We start from the raw sequence: 25,064 nt of genomic DNA on the forward strand, positions 1-25,064 counted from the left end.
TTATCCGACGGCCTGCTCGACAAAGAATCGATAATCTTTATCTTAGGGAGTGGGTTGCTCTTGAAATCCCCATACCACGGAGCCACAGCGATCACAGAGGAATTCCATAAGAATTCCAAAATCTTCTCCGTGCCCTTCGTGTCTCCGTGGTGAATAATGGGATATTGGAATCTGCCAACTCCCTCAGGTGTATCAGCAGAGATCCTCCAAACATTTTACCGTCATTCTCGCGTAAGCAGGAATCCAGAAAAATAACTCTAAAACCGGATTTCCACCTTCGCCGGCATGACGGATGCGGGCATGGAATGGTTAAGTTTTATGCTTACGTATTGATTGCATTTGCAGCCGTCGGTACTCTTGAACATGATCTACAGGCAGGAGGTGTCCATGGAAATATTGTTATCCAAACACTGGCATCACGTTCCATCGGAAGAGGTGGTGAAAATCCTGGGATCCCACCCGGAAAAGGGTCTCGATCTTTTCGAGGTCAAGCACCGCCAGGATCGTTTTGGACTCAACATACTCACACCCAAGAAGAAGAAGGGACCGATCCGGCGGTTCCTCCTTCAATTCCACAATCCGCTTGTTTACATTCTCATATTAGCCGGTTCGGTGACCGCCTGGATCAAAGATATGGTCGATGCCGCCACGATCTTTGGCGTCGTTTTGATCAATGCCGTCGTGGGCTACATCCAGGAATCCAAGGCCGAAAGGGCCATCGAAGCACTCGAGGGAACCCTCAACACGGAAGCCGTGGTGGTTCGAGGGGGCAAGACACTGCATGTTCCGTCATCCGAACTGGTTCCCGGTGACGTAGTTTCCATTCAGTCGGGGAGCAAGGTTCCCGCGGACTTGCGTCTCATACGATCCCGCGACTTACAGGTGGCGGAGGCCGCCCTCACTGGAGAGTCGGCCCCCGTGAATAAGGATGCATCTCTGCTCCTTCCCGAAGAGACGGTCCTGGCAGACCGGCAGAACATGGTTTATGCGTCCACGCTCGTCACCTACGGCCAGGGTCTCGGTGTGGTTACCGCGACGGGAGACAAGACGGAAGTCGGCCGCATCTCTGAGCTCATCTCCGAAGCGCAATCCCTTGAGACCCCGCTTACCCGAAAGATCACCCGTTTCAGCCATTTTCTGCTCGTCGCCATCCTGCTCCTTGCTGCCGCTACTTTCTTCATCGGGACCGTCCGTGGCCAGCCGATCATCGATACCTTCATGGCCGCCATCGCCCTGGCCGTCAGTGCGATTCCCGAGGGATTGCCTGCAGCCGTGACCATCACTCTGGCCATTGGTGTTTCCAGGATGGCCCGCAGGCGAGCCATCATCAGGAAACTCCCCGCGGTGGAGACCCTGGGAAGCACCACTGTCATTTGTTCCGACAAGACCGGTACCTTGACTCAAAATCAAATGACGGTCCAACATATTTGTACTGTGGATACCTGCTTCGATGTAAGGGGAACAGGATACACGCCCAAGGGTGAAATCTTCTCCCCGGACGAGAGCTTCTCCCCGGACCATCATAGGGCTCTCAAACAGACTCTGGAAGCAGGCATGCTGTGCAACGACAGCGAACTGAGGGAAGATCCCAATGGTGAATGGATTGCCGAAGGAGACCCAACGGAAGTGGCTCTCATCGTTTCAGCCATGAAAAGTGGTATTCACCGCAATGAATTGAATCAACAATATCCACGTTTGGACGTCATCCCCTTCGAATCCGCGTACCAGTACATGGCCACCCTGCATTCCGCAGGACCCGATCAGGCTAAAATTGCCTATGTGAAGGGAGCGGCGGAGGTGATTCTGGCCAAATGTGGGCACGCTTCAACCGGGGAAGGAGTCTTCGTCCCTTTCGATATCTCGGCCGCCTTTCGAAAAGTGGAGGAAATGGCCCGCAAGGGATTGCGAATTCTGGCGTTTGCCTTTAAAGAGATTCCCGCCGAAAAAGAGTCCCTCAGCCATGAGGACATTTCTCATGGACTCGTTTTTTTAGGCATGCAGGCCATGATCGATCCCCCGAGGCCTGAAGCCATAGCTGCAGTCAAGGCCTGTCAGGATGCCGGTATAAACATAAAAATGATCACAGGGGATCATGCCCTGACTGCATCGGCCATCGCTTTGCAGCTGGGTTTGAAGGGCAGGATGAATGAAGAGGGGAATGGACTCCTGGCCTTCAGTGGCCGGGAGATGGCCGGATTTTCCGACGAGGAGCTTATCGAGGCTGCCCGGGAGGCCGCTGTCTTCGCCCGTGTCTCCCCGGAACAAAAGCTGCGGCTGGTAGAAGCGCTTCAGGCGCGTGGAGAGGTGGTCGCCATGACCGGTGACGGGGTGAACGACGCTCCGGCCCTTAAACAGGCCGACATTGGAATCGCCATGGGGATCACCGGCACGGATGTATCCAAAGAGGCCGCAGACATGGTGCTCACGGACGACAATTTCGCGTCCATAGAAGCGGCCGTGGAAGAAGGCCGTGGAGTGTACGACAACCTGATCAAGTTCATTGCGTGGGCACTTCCTACCAATGTGGGGCAGGGGTTGGTTCTCCTCGCTTCCGTTCTTGCGGGTGTTGAACTGCCCATGCTTCCCGTACAGGTCCTGTGGATCAACATGACCACTGCCGGCATTCTGGGTATCGCACTCGCTCTCGAACCCAGGGAAGAGAATATCATGAACAGGCCTCCCCGCGACCCCGGTTCTCCAATCCTTACGGGAGATCTTCTCGGGCGTATCTTGATCATGGGACTGGTGATCCTCATCGGGGCCTTCGGGCTTTTTGAATGGGAGAAACTGTCAGGAACCTCAACGGCTGAGGCCCGAACGGTTGCGGTGAATACCGTCGCTGTTGTGGGAAGCTTCTATCTACTCAACTGTCGATCCATGACAAGGTCTATTTTTCAGCTTGGATTTTTCTCCAACCCATGGGTGCACGTCGGCATTTTGGGCATGATCCTGCTGCAGATGTCCTTCACCTACCTGCCGTTCATGAACTACGTCATGTCCAGTGCTCCCATACAGGCGGAGGATTGGTTGAGAATTGGAGGGGTTGGCCTGGCGGGCTATCTCATCGTGGAGTTTGAAAAGTGGATTCGAAGAAGGATTTCGAAAAGGAGAGAAAAGTGGCGACAAGCATCCTGATAGAGGAGGGGGCCTGACGCAGCCCAATGCGTTTTCCTGCAGGAACGAGCTTGCTCGCGAAGTGTTTGGTTCACGAGCAAGCTTGTTCCTGGGCAGAGTCCTTTTTATGAACTCTGCCCAATATGCCTTAACGATTTCAGTTTGCCTGCCTATATACGTAACAATCTACTCCACGCAGGCTTACGCGCTCAACCAAGCCCCTTCCTCTTTTACCGGAAAACACTCCTTCTTCACTTCTCCGCATGAGTTAGTGAGTTGATTCGTGTTTACTTATAGGGTTTCGGCGCCTTGGGGGTGTAGGTATCTGTCAATGTTTTCAGGTACGCGACGATCGCAGCCTCTTCATCTAGGGTCAGTCCAAGGTCTCCAAAACGGCCACCTCCCAAAACGGCGCCAAACGTGGGACTTCCAGGTTGGTTGGGGTTGGCAAATGCCGGAGCCGGCCAGCAGTTGTTTGCCAATGCGTCCTTTTCCGTCTCGATACCATCCGGGCACCGCGTAATGCCGAATGAGTTCGCCGTCGATTGCCCTATGAAACCCGTATTGTAGAAGTGCACGATGCTCTCAAGGCTCTTGAACCAACCGTTGTGGGTATAGGCCTTGGTGAAGCCTTGGCCGGGCCGCTTGTCTACATTCCGCAGGGTCGCAGTCTTCTGGAACCCCCGGTGGTCACAATTTCTTCGAAATCCGGGGGCGCTACATCCACCATTCGAATTATCCCCATTCACGCCTGTGAGGCCCGCCAGCCCCAGGTCTGGATCTATAAATGTTCCATCATCTTTGAATGTTGGGGGAATCTCAGGATTGCGTGGCACACCGATGTTATGGTAACCGTCGTCGGCGTAAAGCTGCTTGGGCTCCTCTCCCGTATCAGTACCAGGATTGTCACTATGACAACCTGCGCACCCTGCGGACTTGCCGGTAGGATTTAACAAACTTGTCACTCCATAGAACAAATCGTGCCCCAGATTTTCCTGATCCGTAAGGCCGCCCAGAGGGAATTTCCCGTCAGCCTCCTCCGCAAGGGCTTTATCGCGCTTGGAGCTGAACGAGTTGAGGTCGGCGGAGGCCTGCCAGGCACAGACCGCCAGCATGATTCTTTTGAAACTGATGTCGAACGCCTTCTCCTCGGTCACATCATCAGCTTTAATAGCGACCACATCGCTACTGCAATCGATTTTAACTCCCCAGACATCCTTGTAAAGTTTAGCATATTTTGCGTTCGCAACATGGTTACAAACGGCCTGTCTGTCGATATTCTGCTCGACAGGGTTCGGCATGGGATTCAACGCCTGATCGGCCGTCGGGCCGAAATAAATAGAGTATCCTAGGATTTCTGAATTTGTAAATTTCGTGCCGCCGGTATCGTAAAAGATCTCCTCACCAATATGTTTTGTGGCCCCTGCTGGGAATAATGCAACTGCATTCCCTTCGGCACGCCCGTTCCAGAAGTTCCCGCCACAGATACCGGGGACACCAAAGGGGCAAGGTCTGAAGAGCGGTACGATCAAGCTCGCATAGGCGTTGGTGGGAGGCTTGAGGTTGCCTACCGTGTGCGGGTTTGCGCCAGTGATCGCCACCTGATGCAGGTTGACACCGGAAACGCCTCCCGTCCCGCCAGTGGCTGGATCGTGGCAGGTAACACACGCCATGCGGCTCGGTGAGGATATCTTATCGAAAAAAACATACTTGCCCAACAGTTCTATGTTCGAGAGCTCCGGGTCCTTGTTGCTGTCGGTCTTTGATTTTGCAGAGGCATATCCCATTATCATGCCCACCACAAGCATTACGGCAACGATACCAGCCAGAAGACCATACCCCTTCACGGAAAAGAAGGAAGAAACAGCATTTTTCGATCTCCCCCGTTCCGAGAAATTGACTTTTTTCGAGTTATTCATTATTTGATTTTCTTTCATTTTATCATCTCCTTTAAAAAGATAGGTAAATGAAATAGATCAGCCAGTTCCGAAAACCTGTACCCTCACAACGACCACCTCCTTCCCGCAAGCAAGAAAGCCAAATCATAACAATTGGCGACTCGCCTTTTTAGTCGGACAGACTGCATACTACCTTTCCTTTGGCCAGGCTTTAGGGACTCTGGAAAAAATAACCGTTCGCCTTGGTTTCGAAGGTCTCTTAACGAAAGTACTGGAGAATGAGAGGGGATGAATCAGATAATATTCACCCTATAGATTCCTGGGAAAGTGTCCACGGCACCAGAAAACTACCCACCCCAAAGGCATTCATTCTACCGTGAAAATACACCGTCTGGTAGGTAGGGGACTCCTTTTCTGACGCTGGATATCGATTTTTGAAACCCGACCTACTCATGCCGGGGACAAACATTCCTAGATGTTCATGAGATGTTTGGTTAGCTTGAATTCTGAATGTGAACCGGAGAAGCTCTCTCCGAACCGCTTAGCAAAATCACGGTCCGTTTCGAGTCTGGAAGGATAAAGATTATATATAGGTAGAATTAAAATAACTTCGTCAGGAACAAAAATCAAATAAAATGTGAGCGAGCCGTGAAGATAATATCCATAGGCTGCACCGATCCAGTACCCCATAGAAGCGGAGGTCCGGAGAAAAATTGCGGGGATCGGCCTGGCTGGGCACTTCCTCGTCGAATTTGAAAAGTAGATTCGAAGAGGGATCTCGGCTAAAAAGGGCGAGAGAGGTTTTCGGATAGCCCCTCAGTGGCGGCAATTGTCCGGCAAATACGAGAATCAGCGAAACCGGCCCGAGGAGGGCGGCCGCTGAACCAATCATTCCCAACAGGAGGTGATTTCCATGTCGATTCCCGAAACTATGCAGGCCATGGTACTGGAAAAAGCGGGTCGGCCCCTGCAACTGCGGCGGGTGCAGGTTCCCCGGCCCCAACCGGGACAGGTGCTGGTTAAAGTAGCAGCATGCGGAGTGTGTCGGACCGACCTCCATATTGTGGACGGAGAACTCACCGAGCCGAAACTTCCCCTGATCCCCGGACACGAAATCGTCGGGACTGTGGTGGAAACCGGCCAACAGGTCACGCATTTCCATGTCGGCGACCGGGTCGGCATCCCCTGGCTCGGCTCCACATGCGGCCGTTGCCGGTATTGCCGCAAGGGGCGGGAGAATCTCTGCGAGCAGGCCCGTTTTACCGGCTACACCCTCGATGGGGGCTATGCCGAATACACTCTGGTCGACGAGCAGTACGCCTTTTTTCTTCCGGCAGATTACAGCGATGCGGAGGCCGCCCCGCTTTTGTGTGCCGGCCTGATCGGCTACCGTACCTACCGGATGGCCGGAGAAGGGATCGAGCGGCTGGGGATCTACGGGTTCGGCGCCGCCGCTCACATCGTCGCCCAGATCGCCGTTTACCAGGGGAAAAAACTCTACGCCTTCACTCGCCCCGGAGACCTTGAGGCCCAGGCCTTTGCCCGCCGTCTGGGGGCCGTGTGGGCCGGTGACTCCAATGCCCTTCCTCCCGAGCCTCTGGACGCCGCCCTGATCTTCGCGCCGGTCGGTTCGCTGATCCCGGCGGCGCTGCAAGCCACCGACAAGGGAGGCGTGGTGGTCAGCGGGGGCATTCACATGAGCGATATCCCAACCTTTCCCTACCGCTTGCTTTGGGAGGAGCGGAGTATCCGTTCGGTGGCGAACCTGACCCGGCGCGACGGGGAAGAACTGCTCGCCATCGCCCCGAAGGTTCCAGTCCGAACCGAAGTGCAAACTTTCCCTCTCGTGCAGGCCAATGAAGCCCTGGATCGGCTGCGTTCCGGGCGCATCGAAGGGGCGGCGGTCCTGCGGATGCCGAATGCCGGCTGATCCTGCCGGCTGACTGCGGTGAAGAGGTTACATTTGCTGGAAAAGGAGTGTATCGTAGATGTTCGGTCTAAATCCGATTTCCCATATCATCATCACCCTGTTTCTATGCGGCGACGTGATGACCGGGCGGGGGATCGATCAGGTGCTCCCGCACCCGAACGATCCCAGGCTGTATGAACCCTGGGTGAAGGATGCCCGGCGTTATGTGGATCTGGCCGAAAGCGTTCACGGCCCGATCCCCCGCCCCGTCGGTTTCTCCTACATCTGGGGAGATGCCCTCACCGAACTGGAACGGGCGGCGCCTGATGTGCGCCTCATCAACCTGGAGACCGCCGTCACCAGCAGTCCGGACTACTGGCTGGGCAAGGGAATCAACTACCGTATGCATCCCGCCAATATCCCCGTTCTTACGGCCGCAGGCATCGACGTCTGCACCCTGGCCAACAATCACGTTCTCGACTGGGGATATACCGGACTCGAGGAGACGCTGAAAACCCTGAAAAATGCGCGGATCGCCTACGCGGGGGCAGGGCACACGCCGGCCGAGGCCCAGGCCCCGGCGGTGATCCAGGTTGCAGGGAAGGGTCGGGTGCTGGTGTTCGCCTTCGGCTCCCCTTCCAGCGGTATCCCCCTCAACTGGGTCGCCACTGCCCAAAAACCTGGAATCAACCTCCTGCCCGACCTAACGCCCAAGACCGTTCAGGCTATAAGGGAAAGAATCCGGGCGGTGAAGCGCACCGGCGACATCGCGGTGGCCTCCCTGCACTGGGGAGGGAACTGGGGCTTTGCAATACCAAAGAGGCAGCGGGAATTTGCCCACCAATTGATCGACGAAGCCGGGGTGGATGTAATCCACGGCCACTCCTCCCACCATGTCAAGGGGATCGAGATATACCGGGGAAAACCGGTCCTGTATGGCTGCGGGGATTTTTTGACCGATTACGAGGGAATCGGCGGCTACGAGGAATTCCGTGGGGACCTGGGACTGATGTACTTCGTGAGCATGGACCCGGCAACCGGAACCCTGGAAACGCTTCGAATGATCCCCACCCGGGTCCGGAACTTTCGGATTCAACGCGCCTCCACCGAGGAAGCCCGCTGGCTTTGGAACACCCTCAACCGGGAGGGAAAGGCTCTGGGAACCCGGGTCGAAATGGCGGAGGACCTGACCCTGCAGCTGCGCTGGAATGGAGGCGGGAGCCAAAAGGAACATTGAATACAGATCGTGGAGGCAGAGAACACTTTCGTACTGCAGGGTATCCCCGATCGAGCGTTCAGCTGTCTGGATCTTGAAATTTTAACCGAAAATTTATCTTCCCGTGAACGCCGCCACCCGGCTTGCCAGGTCCTCAACCAACCGGTCGCGGTTGCCGGGGTTGACCTCGACCAGTACCACATCGGGCCGCTGTTTGACCTCGGCGATCAGGCCACCTCCCTTGAGGGCAACAGTGGCGACGACGGTTTTAGACGAATCGAGAAGATGCCGCACCAAATCCACAAACCGCGCGGACAGGCATTCCATTTTGCCGATTTCGTCGATGAACACCAGCGGGGTAGCGATCTGGTCCAGCTTCTGGGCGTCCAGGAACTCCTCGAATCCATGGACATCGACCCCATACTTGCCCACTCGCGGCCCGCCGTGAATATCGACATGGGCCAGAAGGCCCGTCGCCCCGTTCAGCCCCACGAGACGAAAGCCCTTGCGTTGCCCCTGCAGACGGATCTCCTCGGTGTAAAAGCCGGCCGGCCGAAGCCCACGCAATTCATGAGCCAGACTCTTGAGCAAAGTGGTTTTGCCACAACCCGGCATTCCGGTCATCAGGACATGTCGGCGCAGGTGTGAATCCCGGTTCATTCTTCGACCTCCTTCCCGAAAAGAGGGGTTGTGACGCGCTGCAGTTCCGTCCCGGTGAGAGGATCGATGCGCAGCTTTCCCAGGCGCACAAGGGCCACCTGCTCAGGTGAGCGGATTGGGCTGACCAACTCCAGCCCGTTGGATAAAACCTGACTCACCACACCGGCCCCAACAAGAAATCCCTCCCGGTCGATCAGGCCGGCCAGGCAGCCCGGTTCCGCGTTCTTCAATCCGTAAACCGGTTTTTGCCCCTTGTAGATGCGAAGAGTCCCGGCCCCGTCGAAAAAGCGACGAAAGAGGATTCGCCGCCGCTCGGCCCGTTCCTGGGGGGATCTCCGGCGCACTCCGACGGAAACCGGCAGAACATGGAGTTTCAACCGCGGATCATGCCGCCACGGCAGCAGGAGATGCTCAAGCTCCCGCCCCTGCTGCAGCGCGATAACCGCAGTCGGCGTCAGGAGCTCGACTTCCCATTCCTTGAGGGCGCCACCCCCGTATTCCTGCGCAACCAGTCCCGAAGTGTCGATAAATACCGGATCAGCCCCTTTGGCCCGCGCAAAATCGCGCAACCTGCACAATCCTGTAAGGACCTGAAGCATATGTCCCCGCGGCGAACTGCTGCCGACGAAAAAGGACGCCCGTTCCACCACTTCTGAAGACTCCCCTGCCCTTGTGACCAGATTCAGCGTTCCGGGAATTCCCAAACTCGACTGGCCCAGATCCCCATCCAGCCAGGCCGCGTTTTGTCCCCGCCTGCAGGCCTTTTCAAGCAGCCAGCGGGCCAGGGTGCTTTTACCCGAGTCCGTGGCTCCCACGAGCATGACAGTACCGCTGAGCGCACTCCGGTCGAACCCCTGCCACTCTTCCGGAACGTCCAAATCAACCGGCAAAGGGGGCAATTTATCCATTTTTCAATCTCCTTTTTTCACCCGATTCAACCCCGGTTCAAAAGAGGAAAAAGACTGCGCCTTCATATCCGACAATGTCAACTTACGCACTGCACGAAAGGCATAGCGAAGAGACGATGCCGATGACGAGAAAGCTGTATTTGGGCAGGAATCCAGCCAAGCACTTCATTTCTGGATTCCCGCTTAAAGATTGCGGGAATGACGGAAGTGCCCATATGCAAAATGTTAAAGAACTCGTGATCGGGTGCTTAGAACCTATCCAGAAACTACATGTGGACTTTGCGGCACCCCCTTGGTCCCCCCTTGAGGGGGGAATTAAAGGGGGGGGTCCGCTGCCGAGGTAGGTTTTTGGATAGGCTCTTAACTCAGACATCTGAATAAGCCGCCATAATCTCGAACAGCATCTGACCGTATTCGTCTTTCATGGGGAGTTCCCGGTCTATTTTGATTCGACGTCTGGTGGCCAGTGTGGTTTTCCCCGTTCTCGGGTCGGTTCCCTCCTTCTTAAAACACTCCCAGTAAAGCCCTACACCACGCCGCTGCCAGCGTGGTAAATTGTTGAAGTTGATTCCATGCCGAAAAAGAAATTCGTTCTGATAAGAGGCCGACTCGCTTTTCAGCAACTGCGTTGCTTCTGCAACGCTTTTGCCCATCTTGCGTAAAGTCCAATAGCACCAGCTGTGTAGAGCATTGTTTGCCGCCTCGGCCTGACGCCAACGAAAATAATCGAGCACCAGCATGGCATCCGGCCCCATCCAGATACGGCTGTCGAAATGGGCCGCCTCACCCAGGGCAAGGCTAAATGCCGCGCTGACAATCCCTGCAGAAACGGACACAACCTTTTCCAGCCGGCGGTCAAAGAGGACCCAATCCCTGGGAAGGAGCAGGGAAATCTCGTCACTCATGGTGTATGCATAAACACCCTGCAACTCTGTCAAAAGGGCGCTGGCAGCTGAAACCATGAGGTCTCGAAACTGCGGATCAAAAGGTTTGCTGAAACGGTCCGAGGTCTTACGGGAAAAGCCCCGCCCGTCCAGGCGAATGATCGGCCAACAGGCCGGCAGCATGCGCAAAGAACTGAAATATTCCAGAGAGCGCATCCGCTTTTCGAGATCCTTCAGTTCCATCAGCAGTCTCCTTTATCATCTCGGTTATTATCTCGACGCGAGATCCGGGCCAAGTACCGAAAATTGTAAGTATGCGGCCATTTCCTTGCAGGAACGGCTTCCGGCCGTGACAGAAACGGCAACCGTACACCTTGTCGCGGCAGGATGCCACTCTTACAGAAACGCACGGGTAAACGGGTGCGTAATTGCGATCATGAAAACCAAGCCGCTTACCCGCACCCCCTATCAGCCGCACTCTTTTCTCCAGGGGAAACTGGCCAAACGGCGCCCGGCGCCGTTTGGTGGAGATCGCCGGGTCATCGGTGAGACTGCCCGGGGTGCAATCATGGTTTTCAAAATCGGCGTAACGAAGCTTGAGCGTACTTTCCGCGCAGGGAAACATACAAAACCTGGCAAATCACTTCTCTGGCTGTCCCCCCGGGTTCTTTCTTCACAAGTACCAGGTTCTGAACACCCCCCTCCTTGTGACCGGCGCGATGAGCCTTCCTCCCATTTTGAGCTGGTCCAGCAAGGGAGGAGGAATTTCGAGGCAGGCCGCCGTCATGCAAATGCGGTCATAGGGGGCTTTTTCCTGGTACCCAAGCCCGCCGTCCCCGTGTACCAGGACAATGTCACTGTAGCCCGTATTCTTTAGATTATTTTCTGCAAAGGCCAGGGTTAATGGATCGATCTCAATGGAAACGACCAGGCCCTTCTCCCCGACGATTTCCCGGGCCAGAGCCGTACCCTAGCCCGACCCGAGCCCGACTTCGAGAAACCTGTGTCCTCTGTCGAGTCCCAGGGGTTCATAAAAAAGGGGATAACTGTGTGGGCAGGAAATGGTGGCCTCTTCCCCGGGCAGTGGGAGAGGGACTTCCTCATAGGCGTAGTCCTTATAGAAAAAGGGAATAAACTCTTCCCTGGGAACCTTCAGCATCGCTGCTTTGATGCGCTCTGAGCACAAATAGCCTTTCCGGGTGAGCCAGACCACTTTCTGCTCCTTTTCCCTGCGAAATTCTTCCCTGCTTTTAACCGGCTCTTTGGGCGGAGGAATGATCCAGCCCGGCATATATTTTCCCTTTGCGATGGTCGATTGTTGTCCAAATCCTCAGAAGGACTCCCCCTCACGGTGCAAACAGGCGATGAATCTCAGCGCATCCTCTTTCATCGTCATATTGTTGAACATGACGTACCCTTCCCTTCCTTCGCACAGGGAGAGAAGCCTTTGAAGGTCCATGTCGCCGTAGCGGTAGCGATAACCACCGATACCGTGCAGACGATAGTAAACAGCTCCTTCACTCAGGCACTTGTCCTTGAAAGGGTCGACACAGTGAATGAGATCGAGACTGCCGCAAAGCTCCTGGACCAGCTCAGGCGGCCAGGGGCCCCGGGGCTCCCAGGCGATTCGGAAAGCCCCTCGCACCAGGGAAGAGAAAAACGCCGAAAAATTGCGGATATTTTCCTCCGTTGGAGTGAAACCGGCCGGGCACTGAAAGACTACCACAGAGGCCTGCAAGACCTCGGCAATCTCCCTGGTGACCCGCCAGGCATCCTGAACCTCCCGCGAAGGACGGAAGCCTCCCAAGCGCTTCGAAACCTCCGGCGAAACGGGATGGGCAAGGCGTCGGTAGGTGGGGCTGGAGGGCTGGTGGGTGATGAGCTGCCAGGCCTTGAGGGTGAAACAAAAACCTGGCGGAGCCTCCCGCCGCCAGCGCAGGGCGGTCTCTATACGGGGCGGCTGATAAAAGGTCTTCTGGATCTCCACCGTCGGGAAGTGCTTGAAATAGAGTGCCCGCCTTCCGGCAAACCCACAGCAACCGACCTTAAGGTTCATAAAGCAAGCTCCTGCAATTTTTGCAAAAGCCGGGTCCCTTGAAGAGATCTTCCGCTTCACAAGGCCCTGGCCATGCTGAAACGCGAAAAGAAAATAGGCGCAGAGCTCATAGAAAAGCTGATGAACCGGCGACACGACGGGTTCAGTACCCATGCCTGCAACCGCATCGCCAGAGACGACCTGGACGGGCAAGCAGGCTCTAACACAATATATCATGCGAAACGCTTTCTCTAGACATTAAATCACCTCTATCCAGGATACCGGCAAGGGTCCTCTATCGGTCCGGCATAACCCATGGGAAGAATAAGAAAAACTTCCAAATCTTCACTCCTGATCATCATTACTGACAGCAGGTACTATCCGAAAACTCTCAGAAAACGATTTCTTATCACCTGTTTACTTTTTATAGTTTGAAAGTTATATAATAATCCAATACTTCTAGCGATTATTCATCAGAGGTGGTGTCGGAATGTACGAAGGAATTTTCCTGGTAAAATTGGAACAAACCTAAAGGGTAATATGGATGGATCTATGAATCATCCGAATTCCCAAGACATTGACGGAGTAGTAAAAAGTAGCAGCACGGTAAAATCGCAATCCGGCATTAGTTAGAAAATAGGTGAATCGGCAAAATCGTTCACCGATGTGCCGTTTTCATCGTTTGAGAGTGCCGCCCCGGAATGACAATTTATATGAAAAAGGCTCATGGATCTTCGTGCCTCAATGTGCAGTAGTTTATATGAAAAAAAGGCTCATGGTTCATAGCTCATGCTGACATCGCTTTTCAAGAGCGTTTCCCGCTTTCCTCCTTATTGCCTTGCATCCCTTTGCCCATTTTTCATTTTTTGTTGTGACCCACCGGGTCATGGGGGTTAAGTTCTTCCCCCACCGCTTACCTGCCCTATCTTTCATTCTGTCACTTTGTTTCCAGACTTGACGAGCAAGACATGTCTTTAGACGTTTAGCTCATTGTAAATCAAGCCAGCGCTCGTTTTCACCAAGTTCATAAACCTCCACATATTTCCATATTTGCTATCTGTTTCCGGCAACTCGCTTGACGTCTAAAAACCGTGAGAGATGCATGGGAAAATGCCATTGATGTTTGGACATAGATAAACTGAAAGGAATCTTTGAAATGAACGAAAACGAAAGATGTGGATCTTACTCATGGATCCAGACAGAAAACCTAATTGTGGAGAGTTATATTCTCGATGGTTTCGCCCGTGATTCAGAAGATTGTTCTTCTAAAGGGTGTTCCGGAGGGGATTGTTCCGAGCATACTGAGGACAGTTCGGGGCATTTGCACGCGCACGAACATTATAAGAACAGCTATTACAACGACAATCGGCAATCTCTTTTTGAAAAATTTCGCCTCGCGATCGACGAGCGGCACCAAAAATATGCTGCGGGTTACCAGTGGTTCTGCAGGAAATGCGGTCATCCGTGTGCCAGTACAGAAATATGGATCCCGTGCAAGGGTAAGTTTGTAACGGCTAAGGTAATATGCCACCTCAGTTGCTTTAATCACTGGAGACTGGAAATTTATCCCGCTATCCCGGAAATAGGAAAGATGAACTGATGAAATACTTGCTTCATTTCAAATGTGACGTTTGTGGTTGGAAGTGGTCCGTCTATTGTGAATCCATGATTTCGGCTCTAAATTCCATCGCCGATGAAGGATGTCCCAAACAATGCGGAAATTTTGGAAAAATCTATCTGATGGGTCATGAGAAAACGGAGGATAATACCCTGTTGGAAATGATCGGTTGTGGAATTGGGGCTGTATGTAAATTTTAGCCCAAGCGACGTTACACGGTGGCGAAAGTTCTCACCTCATTGAACGATTCAATTCCCCCTCGATGGGGGTGCCGGCAAGTACACATCCCCCTGAATCCCCCTTCAAAGGGGGACTTCAAAATCTTCCAGACAGGATGACGACTTCTGCCGCGGTGTACCAATATTTCAACCTGAATTACGGATTGTCAGATTTGAGTTGGGTGTACCTTCTGAAGTCATGTGAAATAAGTACTGCCCGACTTATTCTCCTTTTGCTATTGTACCGGCAGCAGCGCAAAAGGGTTGAAAGATACCATCAAAATACGTAACTTACTTTTATTTATGGAAATAATATCTCCTGACACGCTATTTTTATGAAGATAGATCTCCCGAGTCTTTAGGTTTGAAATGCCCAAATAAAATATTTTACACTCTTCATAGGGGTGAGATATGATCATTAGCTCTGATCTTCTTGAGAATACGTGTAAAAATACAATCGAAACCATACTTCTATGTTTGGAACACGCTACAAAAGGAACCATCTATCACATTGGTCCCATGCCGGAACTCCAGGCAGTGCGGATCGCATCAGGGATTCGTGAAGAAAGAAGAGGGCAAATTAAGTGGGGCTTGCCCGGAGTTTCCGATTACAATGATCCCGGTAAGAGTTGGGAAGAATACCGGGACAAGCCTGGTCGTCCTTTGGAGGCGATGGGGTGGTGCGTAGAAAAGCAAAAAAGTTGGACTGCGGACAACCCGAGTGAAAACAGCCGAAGTGTTCGAAAACAGGTCTCTGGAGAATTGGAAGATACCTATCATATGGAACCTGTCCTGGTCAGTAAAAAGGATCTTTATGGAAATCGGCTCCATATGCTGGATTATCCTCTGGATTGGCAAGGGAATCCTATTTGGCAAGATACCGATTACGTCGTTGTAGCAGTTATCAAAATCCATTTCCTCCCCCTCACCATTACGCGAGGTGATCGTTCTACTAAAATCATTAAAAAGCTTTCTCGAACTCTAGGTACGCAAATGCTATCGCTCCAATTGCGGGAAAGCCTATTGAAAGGTCAAAAGGAACTGGCCCGCCAAAGGCTTCAAAGCTGCAATATCCTGGCACATGAATTGCGCAATACCCTGATGAAGCTGAGCTTCGCATTTGGGGCCATTAATGCGGAAATTAGCTTTCTCAGGGAACAGTGGGAAATTGAGCTGAGAAAGGTTTTCCCGGAACTGGAAGACAAACGGGTGATTCTTGAACGACTGAATCATTTGATTCGTTTGCGAATTCCCAGGATGAACGGATCAAAAGAATTGATACGTTTGGCTAATGAGTTGCTGACGGAGGAGAAAGAATTGAGCGACATTTCCCTCATACCTCGTCAGGCAGAGCAATGGCTCAATGAGAAGATAAAGCCGAAGTGGGATCGTTTATTATTGGAGAGCCAGGCATGGGACGCGGATAAGGAAGAGATCCAGCAGCTTTTGGAGCGTCTGAGAAAGGCCTTTTGGATTGGAACAGATAAAGATCTTGTCCGAAAGATGAATCATCTTCCTGAAGATCTGAGAATCAAATGGCCTGAACTTGCCTATACGCGATTTTGTGCAGAAAATCTCTCTCTACTGGATGAAATTCTAGAACTACTCCAGCATCCTGCGCTCAATATCCCTCATAAACAGCACACCCAAAAGATTTTCACTTGTCTGAAGGCCCTCATAAAGATTATTCCCGAAATCGAGAGACGAACCAACACGATCATTTCCTGTCTGAAAAACGGGATTTCATATGAAGATTTGTAACTACTGAGTTCGAGTTCAGCTCGGAGCATTACGAATTCGTACAGAATCGACATTCCGGGGCTGAAAGGCCGGCTTTTTGACTCCTGCTCCACCGCGTCTGAAGAATCCCATGCCCGTCCGACCAGGTTCAGAGTACCGGGAATTCATCTCATGGCTGAAGTTTCTCACACCATTTGAGACGGCAGTAACATGCATCTATAACCGCTGTCGAGATATCACCGGAATATGCTATGGAAAATGACCTTGCGAAACTCAAGCTGAGCCCGCTCTATTCCGAAGAGCTGGGTATCGTGCTTTCAGAAAATGATGACAAGGAGTATTTCAAGTGGTTTCTCGCCAGCCTGCTCTTTGGCGGCCGCATCTCGGAGACCATTGCCAAACATACCTACCAGGCCTTTGCCAGACACGATCTGCTCACGCCGGAGAAGATCCTGAAGGCTGGTTGGGATTATCTTGTCTATCCTATCATGCGCGAAGGCGGCTACGTGCGTTACGATGAACGGAAATCGACTCAGATTCTGCGCGACTGCGAAAAACTGCTGTGTGAATACAACGGCAGCCTGAAACGACTGCATGAGGCGGCGGCCGATGCCGGCGATCTTGAAGAGCAATTGCTCGATTTTTATGGCGTCGGCCCTGTGACGGTAAATATCTTTCTGCGCGAACTGAGACCGTTCTGGCACAAGGCCAACCCGGCTCCGCTCCCCATCGTGCGTGAACTGGCCGCTGCGCTTGGCATCGACCTGGATCGCTACAGCCCCAAGACGCTCACCTTCTGCCGTATCGAAGCCGGGCTGATACGACATCGTAGAAAAGAACGGCAGGGATGATCCGGGATGATGAAAAGATGATCTCCATATTTTTTGGAACCATCAACCGGAGTATAGGAGCACTCGATCATGCCATCATCGATTGAAGAGGCCGCGCTTGAATACCTGAAACGGCACTGGTCGGTCATCCCCATCAGATCTCATGACAAGCGTCCTGCTATCCGCTGGCAGGAATATCAGCATCGCCATGCCACCAAAGAAGAGGTGAACGAGTGGTTTTCACGCTGGCCGGCGAGCAATGTGGGGATCGTGACCGGTGCAATCTCGGGTCTGGTCGTACTCGATATCGATCCCAAACACGGCGGAGACGCCGGCCTGGCCGAGCTGATCCGGCATCATGGCCCTTTGCCGCAAAGCGTGGAAGCAATCACCGGCGGTGGCGGTCGCCACATCTATTTCGCCCATCCCGGCGGCATGGTGCGCAACAGAGTGGGTTTGGCGACTGGGATCGATCTGCGCGGCGACGGCGGCTGCGTGGTGGCCCCCCCTTCGCTGCACCCCTCCGGTAGGGTCTACAGCTGGCGGAAAGGGCATGCCCCCCATCAGCATGCATTGGCGCCGATGCCTGGCTGGCTTTTGCAGGAGGCGGCCGGTGAATACGAACGGCGCGGCCACCCCCTGGAATATTGGCGCAATCTGCTCAGGGAAGGTGTGCCGGAGGGGGAACGCAACAATACTATCGCCTCACTGGCGGGCCACCTGCTCTGGCATGGTGTGGACCCTCACGTGGTACAGGAGTTGTTGTTGTGCTGGAACCGGATACGGTGTCGCCCGCCGCTCTCCGATGGTGAGGTGGTGCGCACCGTCGAGAGTATCACGCACCTGCACGAAAGGCATGGCGAAGAGACGATGCCGGTGAATGAAAAGATGTGACGGAGTCGGGGTGCAATCATGGTTTTCAAAATCAGCGTAACGAAGCTTGAGCGTACTTTCCGCGCAGGGAAACATACAAAACCTGGCAAATCACTTCTCTGGCTGTCCCCCCGGGTTCTTTCTTCACAAGTACCAGGTTCTGAACACCTCCCTCCTTAACCGGCGCGATGAGCCTTCCTCCCATTTTGAGCTGGTCCAGCAAGGGAGGAGGAATTTCGAGGCAGGCCGCCGTCATGCAAATGCGGTCATAGGGGGCTTTTTCCTGGTACCCAAGCCCGCCGTCCCCGTGTACCAGGACAATGTCACTGTAGCCCGTATTCTTTAGATTATTTTCTGCAAAGGCCAGGGTTAATGAATCGATCTCAATGGAAACGACCAGGCCCTTCTCCCCGACGATTTCCCGGGCCAGAGCCGTACCGTAGCCCGACCCAAGCCCGACTTCGAGAAACCTGTGTCCTCTGTCGAGTCCCAGGGGTTCATAAAAAAGGGGATAACTGTGTGGGCAGGAAATGGTGGCCTCTTCCCCGGGCAGTGGGAGAGGGACTTCCTCATAGGCGTAGTCTTTATAGAAAAAGGGAATGAAGTCTTCCCTGGGAACCTTCAGCATCGCTGCTTTGATGCGCTCTGAGCGCAAATAGCCTTTCCGGGTGAGCCAGACCACTTTCTGCTCCCTTTCCCTGCGGAATTCTTCCCTGCTTTTAACCGGCTCTTTGGGCGGAGGAATGATCCAGCCCGGCATATATTTTCCCTTTGCGATGGTTGGTTGTTGTTCAAGTCCTCAGAAGAACTTCCCCTCACGGTGCAGGCAGGCGATGAATCTCAGCGCATCCCCCCGCCTCCCGGTAAACCCGCAGCAACCGACCTTAAGGTTTATAAAACAAGCTCCTGCAATTTTTGCAAAAGCCAGGTCCCTTGCGGTCCGTATCGATCAGGCTGTTGGAGAAATGCATCACGCAGGTTGGATCGGGACAATGCCCCAGACCTGCCAGGTGGCCGATTTCATGCACCGCCTCGGTCAGCACCCGGTGGCAAAAGACACCCCGGGTTAAGGGGCGCCCGGGGTATTCCATATGCAGCCGTTTCAGGGAAATAACGGCACAGCGGTGCAGAACATCGGCCTGGCCGAAAACGAAGTTGAGCCCTGCTTCGAACAGGTCGGCACCGATGATTGCCAGGCGAAAATCCCCTGAGGGCCCCAGTTCGCGCAGTCGCTGCAGAACCAGGGAAGCGCGGTACTGGCCGCGGGAAGGGACGAATGCGTTCTTTGGAAGACCGATCTGTTCTCCCAGTCGAACGGTGCAGGGGAAAAACCCGGCAAGCCGGCTCTCCAGCAACTCGACGACCGGGTGTTCAACATCCGCCGTGAAATAGAGCCAAATGGTTCCTTGCATGGTTGCGAAAATCGACCTAGACCAGAAGGTGGACATTTCCCAGGCGCACTCTGCTCAGTCCCTCCTCCCGGGCTGCATCCAGGCATCTTTCGGCCAGTTCCCGTGAGGTCACGGGCAGGTCAGCCATGTGGAATTGGGGGTGAAAGGCCAGCAGGCTGTAAGGGATGTTTCTGTCGATCGAGGCGATGCAGCGCGCCAGGAGACGCACTTCCTCCGCGTCGATGTAGCCTGGGACAAGCAGCGTGTTTGCGATCAACAGGGGTGGCTCCGGCCGCTCCCGAACCAGCTTGCCCGCACGGGCGAAATTTTCCAGGGTCCTTCGGTTGCTCACTCCGGTCAGAGCGATGTGCAGGTTCTCATCCCAGGCCTTGAGGTCGAACTTGATGTTGCCGCCTGATTCGAGCGCCACCTCCACCATCTTGTCGAGAACGGCCGGATGCATGGAACCGTTGGTTTCCCAGCAGATGCGCAGAATTTTTCCTTTGGCCTTTTCCCGCGCGAGCCTGGCGGCATTGAGGGAAAAAGGGGCTTGTGGCGTCGGGTCGCCGCCGAAAAAGCAGATGCATGACGTGCAGTCATCGACCGCGGCGGCCAGTTCTTCAACGGTTCGGGTTTGGGGTCTTGTGGTCAGTTCCATGAAGGACCAGTTCTGACAAAAGAGGCAGTTGAAGGAGCAGGCGTGAAAAAAGACCGCCAGGTTTTTGTAGCCGCGTTCCGGTCCCTGACGGTGGGCATACCTGGGATAGCCGGCCCCGGTACCGCCGGGACAGACCCAGTCCCCCACGCAATTGGTCGGCAAAGGGTCGTGATACCAGGAGAGCTTTCCTCGCTCGGCGGTGACGTCCTTGATTTTCCCTTTTTCGTTTCTGCGCAGTCCACAATAGCCCACCCCACCCTCGGGGATACGGCATTCGTGCACGCAGAGTCGGCAGGGAATCCCCTCCGGCGCTCTGGGCTCGGTTTCCGGAAGGCCGAAGGAAGCCCTGCTTCTGCGGTGGATCTTTAGGGCCAGCGCAAGGGCCTTGTCGGGTTTGTCCAGAATACAGCTTCGGCAGACACCGAGCTCCCTCGCGATCTCCTTTGAACTCTTTTCACAGATCTCGCACCACCCCACGTTTCAAAACCTCCCGGGGATCGCCGTGCCGCATTGCGGGCACTTGCCGTTTTTAATCGTTTCAAGGATTCCTGGGAACCCGGATGTCCCGCCCACAGAAAGCGGCCAAGATGGCCGTGCTCCCAGGGTTTCAGTTTCATCCGTTCAGAGCATAATCCGCGACGAACCCCTGATTCTCAGGCTGGCGCAGAGAATGATTGAATGATCACCGGCCGGACTTTAAAAATCCCTAAAAATACTTTTCCTCGATTTCGATTTTCGCTTCTCTCAATCGACCGTAATCCAGCTTCAACCTTTCATTGGCAATGTTTTTCTCCAATTTGATTGTATCCAGAGGTTCTCCCAGGAAGCCGAGCAAATAGGGTTTTGAAACTTTGTACACGTCTTCCCCGACCCTGAAGACATAATCACCTATCAACATGTATGCATCGATTTCAGTGCTGGTATCTTCCGTCGTTTCCGGATGTACCTTCTGCTTGACAGTCACCTTGCGTAATTCGATGTCAGCCTGAACTTTTTTGCCTTCCTTGGAAACGAGAATAAAATCCTCTAAGCGCTGAAAACCTGTTTTTTCAATAACTTCTGCCATCTTAAGAAACCTCCTGCGGTTTTTTCCTCTGACCGCTTCCAGCATGTGAACCGCGAACGCGGGTTCCACTTTACATGTAGGCCACGAACTCGGGTTCCAGGAGACCCTTCAGGATATCGCACCGGGCCACAACTCCCACCAGCTTGTCATTTCTGGTAACAGGGAGACGGATGACATTCTTTTCCTTCAAAATCTTAATGGCTTCTGTGATAGGGGTATCGGCATCGACTGTGAGAGGGTCTCGGCTCATGATGTCCTCCGCCGTAGTTTTCGCAAGCTCCTTATCCTCTAAGACAGCCTCCAACAGATCGAGCTCTGTAATCAACCCTATCACTTTTCCTTCATCGTCAGTCACGGGCATGCCACTGTAAAGGCCCGTAAGGAGCTGCATGGCAATATCCCGAGCCGAGGCATTTTTTCTGGCGGATATTACCGGTCTTACCATGACATCGGATACCTTCAAGTCTTTCATGACTGTCCCTCCTTTTTTAATGGGTGCAATGATGACGGCACTTCCCCTGGTATCTTTTCTGGTCTGCAAGATGTGATATATTTTCGTAAAGCTACTCTCCACCCGCAGCCGCGGAGTAAGCTTCTTTCATATAATCTGCTCCCGCCACGAGGACTTTGATTTTGGGAGCCCCCTCCAGGTAGGATGCCATTTCATCTTCCAGCTTGCGCCGCTCCTCGCTATTTGCCCATTTTTCCCAATCTTTTACAGAAGACCAAACCGAAAGCACCACTACCTCACGAGGATCTTCCTTGTTGACGAAAGTTTCTCCCCGTACATACCCCCTCTGCTGCATAGCCTTGATTCTGAAGTTGAGAATCGCCTGCAAATGTTCTGGATAGGGAGATCCTTTGAATTTCCTCTCGATCAGTACGTGGACATTCATGACGTCCTCCTTTTCATAGAATTGTTAACTCCTCCTTGTATTATCCCACCGACCCAAATCTTTTTCCCTGCCAAAACGGAAAGAGCTTCGGTGAAGCAACGATCTCCAATAAAAGCAAAGGGCTACATAAAAAAACCCTGCCAATCCGTTTGAAGAATGGAATCGAGTCGCTCATTGCAGAAATTCAAAGGGAGTGTGATCGTCAAGGGAAATCTCATGAAAAGATAAACAAATGAGTAGTGATTTCTTAACATTTCCGTTTCCCATGTCTTGCATGCGGTCTGAAATATCGTAGAGTTTCTACTCAAGTATCTATCTCATCAGTTAATGTGGTCAATGGGTATTGTCAATTGGGAAGGCCACAGACAAACAGTCATTGCAAGATTTTTGTGATGCGGCTCAACCTGCAGATAGTTCAGGATAAAAGAGGGGCAAGTCCGGGAAGTTGATTCTTGACAAGCCCCAGGTTTTCTACTCCCAGGGCAGGTCGACGGGTGCAGCCGCTTACCGCCTGGGAAATTCGCCACTCATCCCGCAGTTTGAAATCGCTGGTTCCATTGGGGGCCTGTACTGCGCGAAAAGTCAGATTTTTGCCGTCGACCGATACTTCCACGATGGTCTGACGGTGATCGCTGTGCGACACCCTTCCCGCATTGCCCGCATTGATCAGATAAATCCCTCCCAGATCATTGGGAATGCGCCGCCAGTGGTACACATGGGTATGCCCGACAAAGACCGCTTTGACCTTGTCTCTATGCTTGAGCAGCATGCTCCAGAAGGGGTCTGTTTCGGGATCGTCGGGAATATAGGGTTCGTGATAGGTCACAAAGATGTGTTCGGCATTTTGAGCGGATGCGATGGAATCTTCGACCCAGCGAATCATTTCGATATTATTGAAAGATCGGGCAAAGCGGGAATACTGGTCCAGCACGATCAACCGCACATTTTTCCAATCCGCGTAATAATTGATGCTTTTGGAATCATACATTTTGACACTTTTGCCGAGGGCCGGAATCATTTTTTTCAGCAAATACTCCACATCATCGGCATTTTCGTGGTTTCCTCGAACGGGAAAGAATGGGGGGGCTTTTTCTTTGAAGACCTGCCGGTAGATCTCATCATTCTTGGCGACGGGACTCAGATCGCCGACAGCGAGCACAAAGTCTATGGGAGAAAACGCATGATCCGGATTGACCGTCATGTTTTGAATTTCCTCCAACACATTGCGATAAGAGGCGAAAGCCGATCGGTTATCGGCAACGACGGCAAAACTCCATTTCTCGGCAAAAGCCGGAACAGAGAAAAACAAAAGTGCCAAGACAATCGAAAGACTTCTTCTCATCATTGATTCCTTTCTTTCACATCGAACATACCAGCAAAAATCATAAAATCTCTTTTTCTCCAAACTCTGCGAAAACATCGGTTCCCATCCGATCCATTGGTGGATTCTTGGATTCATTGCATTTTGAAGTTCACATTTGGGTTTGAATGATTATTATTATATTACCTTTGAAATAAATATCGTCGCAATGTCCTTTGGAGAGCTGAATTCTAAGTCGAGAGGAGAAAGCAAGATGGCGGAAAAAAAAGAGGTATGTACCTGTACGAAATGCGGCAACGAAGCTGAAATGACGATAACCTGCCAGTTGATAGAAGTGGAAGAAGAAGGCAAAATCAAAAAGAAACAAAAAGAAACCAGAACCTGTAGCGTTTGCGGCAATGAAGCCGACATGATCATCGACTTTGAGCAATAACGACAGAATTCCATACAATATAAGACGCCTTCAAGAACACCTGGAAGATCCTTTTCAGGTGTTCTCTCGTTTTATTCCCTTCGCGTTCCGTCTGGAGGCAAGAAAACGCACCAGCTTCAGAACCTATGCAATCTACGGCTTGCAAATCTTACAGGGGCTGTAACCTTCCCGCAAGGCCGCATTGCGGCTCCAGAACCGAGCGGTGCATTGCTTGCAATTGTAGTGTGGGCAGCCCCGCTTATGGAAAATACGAGTCGAGGTGTTTCCATGGTAAGGCGCAAACGCCCCCAATAAACTCTTATGATCGGATTCAGGATTGGACGCAGCCGGTTTTTCCTCATGCCTGTATTCCCAGGGAGGAATGGGATTCTTTGATGCCCAAAGCCCCCGTTTGTTGCGCCTGGCTTCTTCCTGAAGATCGAACCACTTTTCGCAAAAGGGCTTCCTGCAATACTGAGGATAAACCCACGCAAGACCCGCTTTGACCAGTTCTTCGTTGAGGAGCCGTCCCCCTACCGACACCATCCCCACGGTGCGCCCATATTGATCCCTATCCACGGGCTCGATTTTCAATTCCTTTCCCGACAGGAAACTCGTAGTAAACTCTTTCGCCTCGTCATGAAAATCCTGCTTCCATTCGGGAGCATCGATGCCATAAAGTCTGACCCCTATTTCCCCGAATTGATAATGCAGTATGAAAGAATCGCCATCCTTCACTTCGACTCTGCCCTTTTCTCCCCAGCCCCGGCAAAGAGAAGGGATAAGAAAAAGAAGGAAAATCAGGAGACCTATCCTTGTTTGAATCTTCATATCTTCAACTATCCTTTTGTTCGCCGGCGAAAACGTTCCACCGCAGTTTGAGAATGACAAGAATCCTCTCAAAGGTTAGAAAATACGGATAGCGTCTATTTTAAGCCTCGCTTCGGAAAACGGAAAGCAGGGGTTTTTATGACAATAGGATATTTTTCTGATAATTGCCCGAAGAGCTCACATTCTGAAAAGGTTGGCAGAGAAATGAAAATCTATGTTTGGCGGCACAGCAAGAAGTTCTCCAGTTGGTCGATGTTCGATGAACCTCACATCTTCAAGGACAATTACATGCAGGCGGAAGTGGTCATTCTGGCCACGTCCAAGGAGGAAGCGCTGGAAATGCTGAAAAGCGACGACCGCTGGAACATCGATGAACTGCAAAGGATCGAACCCATGGTTTTCGACCTGGATCGTCCGGCGGTGATCAGTAAACTGGTGAGTTTCAGCTGAAAGCGTTTCTCTCGCATGACTTTCGGAAAGCAATGGCTCTGCTGCCTGGAAGGTTTATTGCAAAGATCTCCTGAAAACCGGCAGGACGACTGCCCCTCTTTGAACGCTCTTTCAAGGCTCCATGGCGCATGGTCAT

Annotated in this window: 23 protein-coding genes and 1 pseudogene; 10 read left to right on the plus strand and 14 right to left on the minus strand. The window is 52.7% G+C overall.

Going from position 1 to position 25,064, the window contains the following annotated elements:
- The first annotated feature begins 387 nt into the window (after positions 1 to 387).
- Positions 388 to 3,135 carry a cation-transporting P-type ATPase gene (locus QMG16_RS06655; RefSeq protein ID WP_281793186.1) on the plus strand — a complete coding sequence of 916 codons (2,748 nt, stop codon included), beginning with the start codon at positions 388 to 390 and terminating at the stop codon, positions 3,133 to 3,135.
- A gap of 266 nt (positions 3,136 to 3,401) precedes the next feature.
- Here the strand turns inward: QMG16_RS06655 and QMG16_RS06660 are convergent, their stop codons facing one another.
- Positions 3,402 to 5,051 carry a cytochrome-c peroxidase gene (locus tag QMG16_RS06660; RefSeq protein ID WP_281793188.1) on the minus strand — a complete coding sequence of 550 codons (1,650 nt, stop codon included), beginning with the start codon at positions 5,049 to 5,051 and terminating at the stop codon, positions 3,402 to 3,404.
- Between the two features lie 892 nt (positions 5,052 to 5,943).
- Between QMG16_RS06660 and QMG16_RS06665 the strand changes: the two genes are divergently transcribed.
- Positions 5,944 to 6,942: a zinc-dependent alcohol dehydrogenase family protein gene (locus QMG16_RS06665; RefSeq protein ID WP_373878720.1), complete on the plus strand. Its 999-nt coding sequence runs from the start codon at positions 5,944 to 5,946 to the stop codon at positions 6,940 to 6,942.
- A 58-nt stretch (positions 6,943 to 7,000) separates the two neighbouring features.
- Entirely contained in the window at positions 7,001 to 8,158 is a 1,158-nt protein-coding gene (locus QMG16_RS06670; protein WP_281793189.1) for a CapA family protein, read from the plus strand.
- Positions 8,159 to 8,251: 93 nt separating this feature from the next.
- On the opposite strand, the gene QMG16_RS06675 is transcribed toward QMG16_RS06670, so the two are convergent.
- The 5 genes and pseudogenes from QMG16_RS06675 to QMG16_RS06695 form a co-directional block, all read right to left on the minus strand.
- On the minus strand, positions 8,252 to 8,797 hold the full coding sequence (locus QMG16_RS06675; protein ID WP_281793190.1) for a nucleoside-triphosphatase: 546 nt from the start codon (positions 8,795 to 8,797) through the stop codon (positions 8,252 to 8,254).
- The gene (locus QMG16_RS06680; RefSeq protein ID WP_281793192.1) at positions 8,794 to 9,705 is read right to left on the minus strand and encodes a Clp1/GlmU family protein; all 912 of its coding nucleotides are present in this window, start codon (positions 9,703 to 9,705) and stop codon (positions 8,794 to 8,796) included. Before QMG16_RS06680 ends, QMG16_RS06675 begins: the two co-directional genes overlap by 4 nt.
- A gap of 365 nt (positions 9,706 to 10,070) precedes the next feature.
- Positions 10,071 to 10,832 (minus strand): tRNA(His) guanylyltransferase Thg1 family protein, encoded by a 762-nt coding sequence (locus QMG16_RS06685; RefSeq protein ID WP_281793194.1) that lies wholly within the window; start codon positions 10,830 to 10,832, stop codon positions 10,071 to 10,073.
- Between the two features lie 430 nt (positions 10,833 to 11,262).
- Positions 11,263 to 11,880 (minus strand): annotated as a pseudogene (locus tag QMG16_RS06690) (class I SAM-dependent methyltransferase).
- 39 nt (positions 11,881 to 11,919) lie between these two features.
- Positions 11,920 to 12,645: a DUF72 domain-containing protein gene (locus tag QMG16_RS06695; RefSeq protein WP_281793196.1), complete on the minus strand. Its 726-nt coding sequence runs from the start codon at positions 12,643 to 12,645 to the stop codon at positions 11,920 to 11,922.
- Positions 12,646 to 12,717: 72 nt separating this feature from the next.
- On the opposite strand from QMG16_RS06695, the gene QMG16_RS06700 reads away from it, so the two are divergent.
- The 5 genes from QMG16_RS06700 to QMG16_RS06720 all read left to right on the plus strand — a co-directional run bounded on the left by QMG16_RS06700 (position 12,718) and on the right by QMG16_RS06720 (position 17,924).
- Complete coding sequence (locus tag QMG16_RS06700; RefSeq protein ID WP_281793198.1) at positions 12,718 to 12,879, plus strand: hypothetical protein; 162 nt, start codon at positions 12,718 to 12,720, stop codon at positions 12,877 to 12,879.
- A gap of 901 nt (positions 12,880 to 13,780) precedes the next feature.
- The gene (locus tag QMG16_RS06705; protein WP_281793200.1) at positions 13,781 to 14,224 is read left to right on the plus strand and encodes a hypothetical protein; all 444 of its coding nucleotides are present in this window, start codon (positions 13,781 to 13,783) and stop codon (positions 14,222 to 14,224) included.
- A 647-nt stretch (positions 14,225 to 14,871) separates the two neighbouring features.
- A complete protein-coding gene (locus tag QMG16_RS06710) occupies positions 14,872 to 16,221 on the plus strand; it encodes a hypothetical protein (protein ID WP_281793202.1) in 1,350 nt (449 codons plus the stop codon).
- Positions 16,222 to 16,451: 230 nt separating this feature from the next.
- Entirely contained in the window at positions 16,452 to 17,051 is a 600-nt protein-coding gene (locus QMG16_RS06715) for an HhH-GDP family DNA glycosylase (protein WP_281793203.1), read from the plus strand.
- A gap of 69 nt (positions 17,052 to 17,120) precedes the next feature.
- Positions 17,121 to 17,924, plus strand: coding sequence for a bifunctional DNA primase/polymerase (locus QMG16_RS06720; RefSeq protein WP_281793204.1), 804 nt, complete (start codon positions 17,121 to 17,123; stop codon positions 17,922 to 17,924).
- A gap of 31 nt (positions 17,925 to 17,955) precedes the next feature.
- Here the strand turns inward: QMG16_RS06720 and pcm are convergent, their stop codons facing one another.
- The 7 genes from pcm to QMG16_RS06755 form a co-directional block, all read right to left on the minus strand.
- A complete protein-coding gene (gene pcm, locus QMG16_RS06725) occupies positions 17,956 to 18,663 on the minus strand; it encodes a protein-L-isoaspartate O-methyltransferase (protein ID WP_281793205.1) in 708 nt (235 codons plus the stop codon).
- Between the two features lie 124 nt (positions 18,664 to 18,787).
- Positions 18,788 to 19,315 (minus strand): archaemetzincin family Zn-dependent metalloprotease, encoded by a 528-nt coding sequence (locus QMG16_RS06730; RefSeq protein ID WP_281793206.1) that lies wholly within the window; start codon positions 19,313 to 19,315, stop codon positions 18,788 to 18,790.
- A 16-nt stretch (positions 19,316 to 19,331) separates the two neighbouring features.
- Positions 19,332 to 20,429: a radical SAM protein gene (locus tag QMG16_RS06735; protein ID WP_281793207.1), complete on the minus strand. Its 1,098-nt coding sequence runs from the start codon at positions 20,427 to 20,429 to the stop codon at positions 19,332 to 19,334.
- A gap of 229 nt (positions 20,430 to 20,658) precedes the next feature.
- Positions 20,659 to 21,018 (minus strand): hypothetical protein, encoded by a 360-nt coding sequence (locus tag QMG16_RS06740; protein ID WP_281793208.1) that lies wholly within the window; start codon positions 21,016 to 21,018, stop codon positions 20,659 to 20,661.
- 70 nt (positions 21,019 to 21,088) lie between these two features.
- The gene (locus tag QMG16_RS06745) at positions 21,089 to 21,490 is read right to left on the minus strand and encodes a CBS domain-containing protein (protein ID WP_281793209.1); all 402 of its coding nucleotides are present in this window, start codon (positions 21,488 to 21,490) and stop codon (positions 21,089 to 21,091) included.
- Between the two features lie 91 nt (positions 21,491 to 21,581).
- Positions 21,582 to 21,914, minus strand: a complete 333-nt coding sequence (locus QMG16_RS06750; RefSeq protein ID WP_281793210.1) for an antibiotic biosynthesis monooxygenase — start codon at positions 21,912 to 21,914, stop codon at positions 21,582 to 21,584.
- Positions 21,915 to 22,329: 415 nt separating this feature from the next.
- The gene (locus tag QMG16_RS06755; protein WP_281793211.1) at positions 22,330 to 23,259 is read right to left on the minus strand and encodes a metallophosphoesterase family protein; all 930 of its coding nucleotides are present in this window, start codon (positions 23,257 to 23,259) and stop codon (positions 22,330 to 22,332) included.
- A gap of 229 nt (positions 23,260 to 23,488) precedes the next feature.
- Here QMG16_RS06755 and QMG16_RS06760 point away from each other — a divergent pair, with 229 nt between their 5' ends.
- Positions 23,489 to 23,668 (plus strand): hypothetical protein, encoded by a 180-nt coding sequence (locus tag QMG16_RS06760; protein WP_281793212.1) that lies wholly within the window; start codon positions 23,489 to 23,491, stop codon positions 23,666 to 23,668.
- Between the two features lie 132 nt (positions 23,669 to 23,800).
- Here the strand turns inward: QMG16_RS06760 and QMG16_RS06765 are convergent, their stop codons facing one another.
- Positions 23,801 to 24,478 carry a thermonuclease family protein gene (locus QMG16_RS06765; RefSeq protein WP_281793213.1) on the minus strand — a complete coding sequence of 226 codons (678 nt, stop codon included), beginning with the start codon at positions 24,476 to 24,478 and terminating at the stop codon, positions 23,801 to 23,803.
- Between the two features lie 204 nt (positions 24,479 to 24,682).
- On the opposite strand from QMG16_RS06765, the gene QMG16_RS06770 reads away from it, so the two are divergent.
- Positions 24,683 to 24,928: a hypothetical protein gene (locus tag QMG16_RS06770; protein ID WP_281793214.1), complete on the plus strand. Its 246-nt coding sequence runs from the start codon at positions 24,683 to 24,685 to the stop codon at positions 24,926 to 24,928.
- The last annotated feature ends 136 nt before the right edge of the window (positions 24,929 to 25,064 follow it).

Source organism: Desulforhabdus amnigena, from assembly GCF_027925305.1.
Taxonomy (GTDB): Bacteria; Desulfobacterota; Syntrophobacteria; order Syntrophobacterales; family Syntrophobacteraceae; genus Desulforhabdus; species Desulforhabdus amnigena.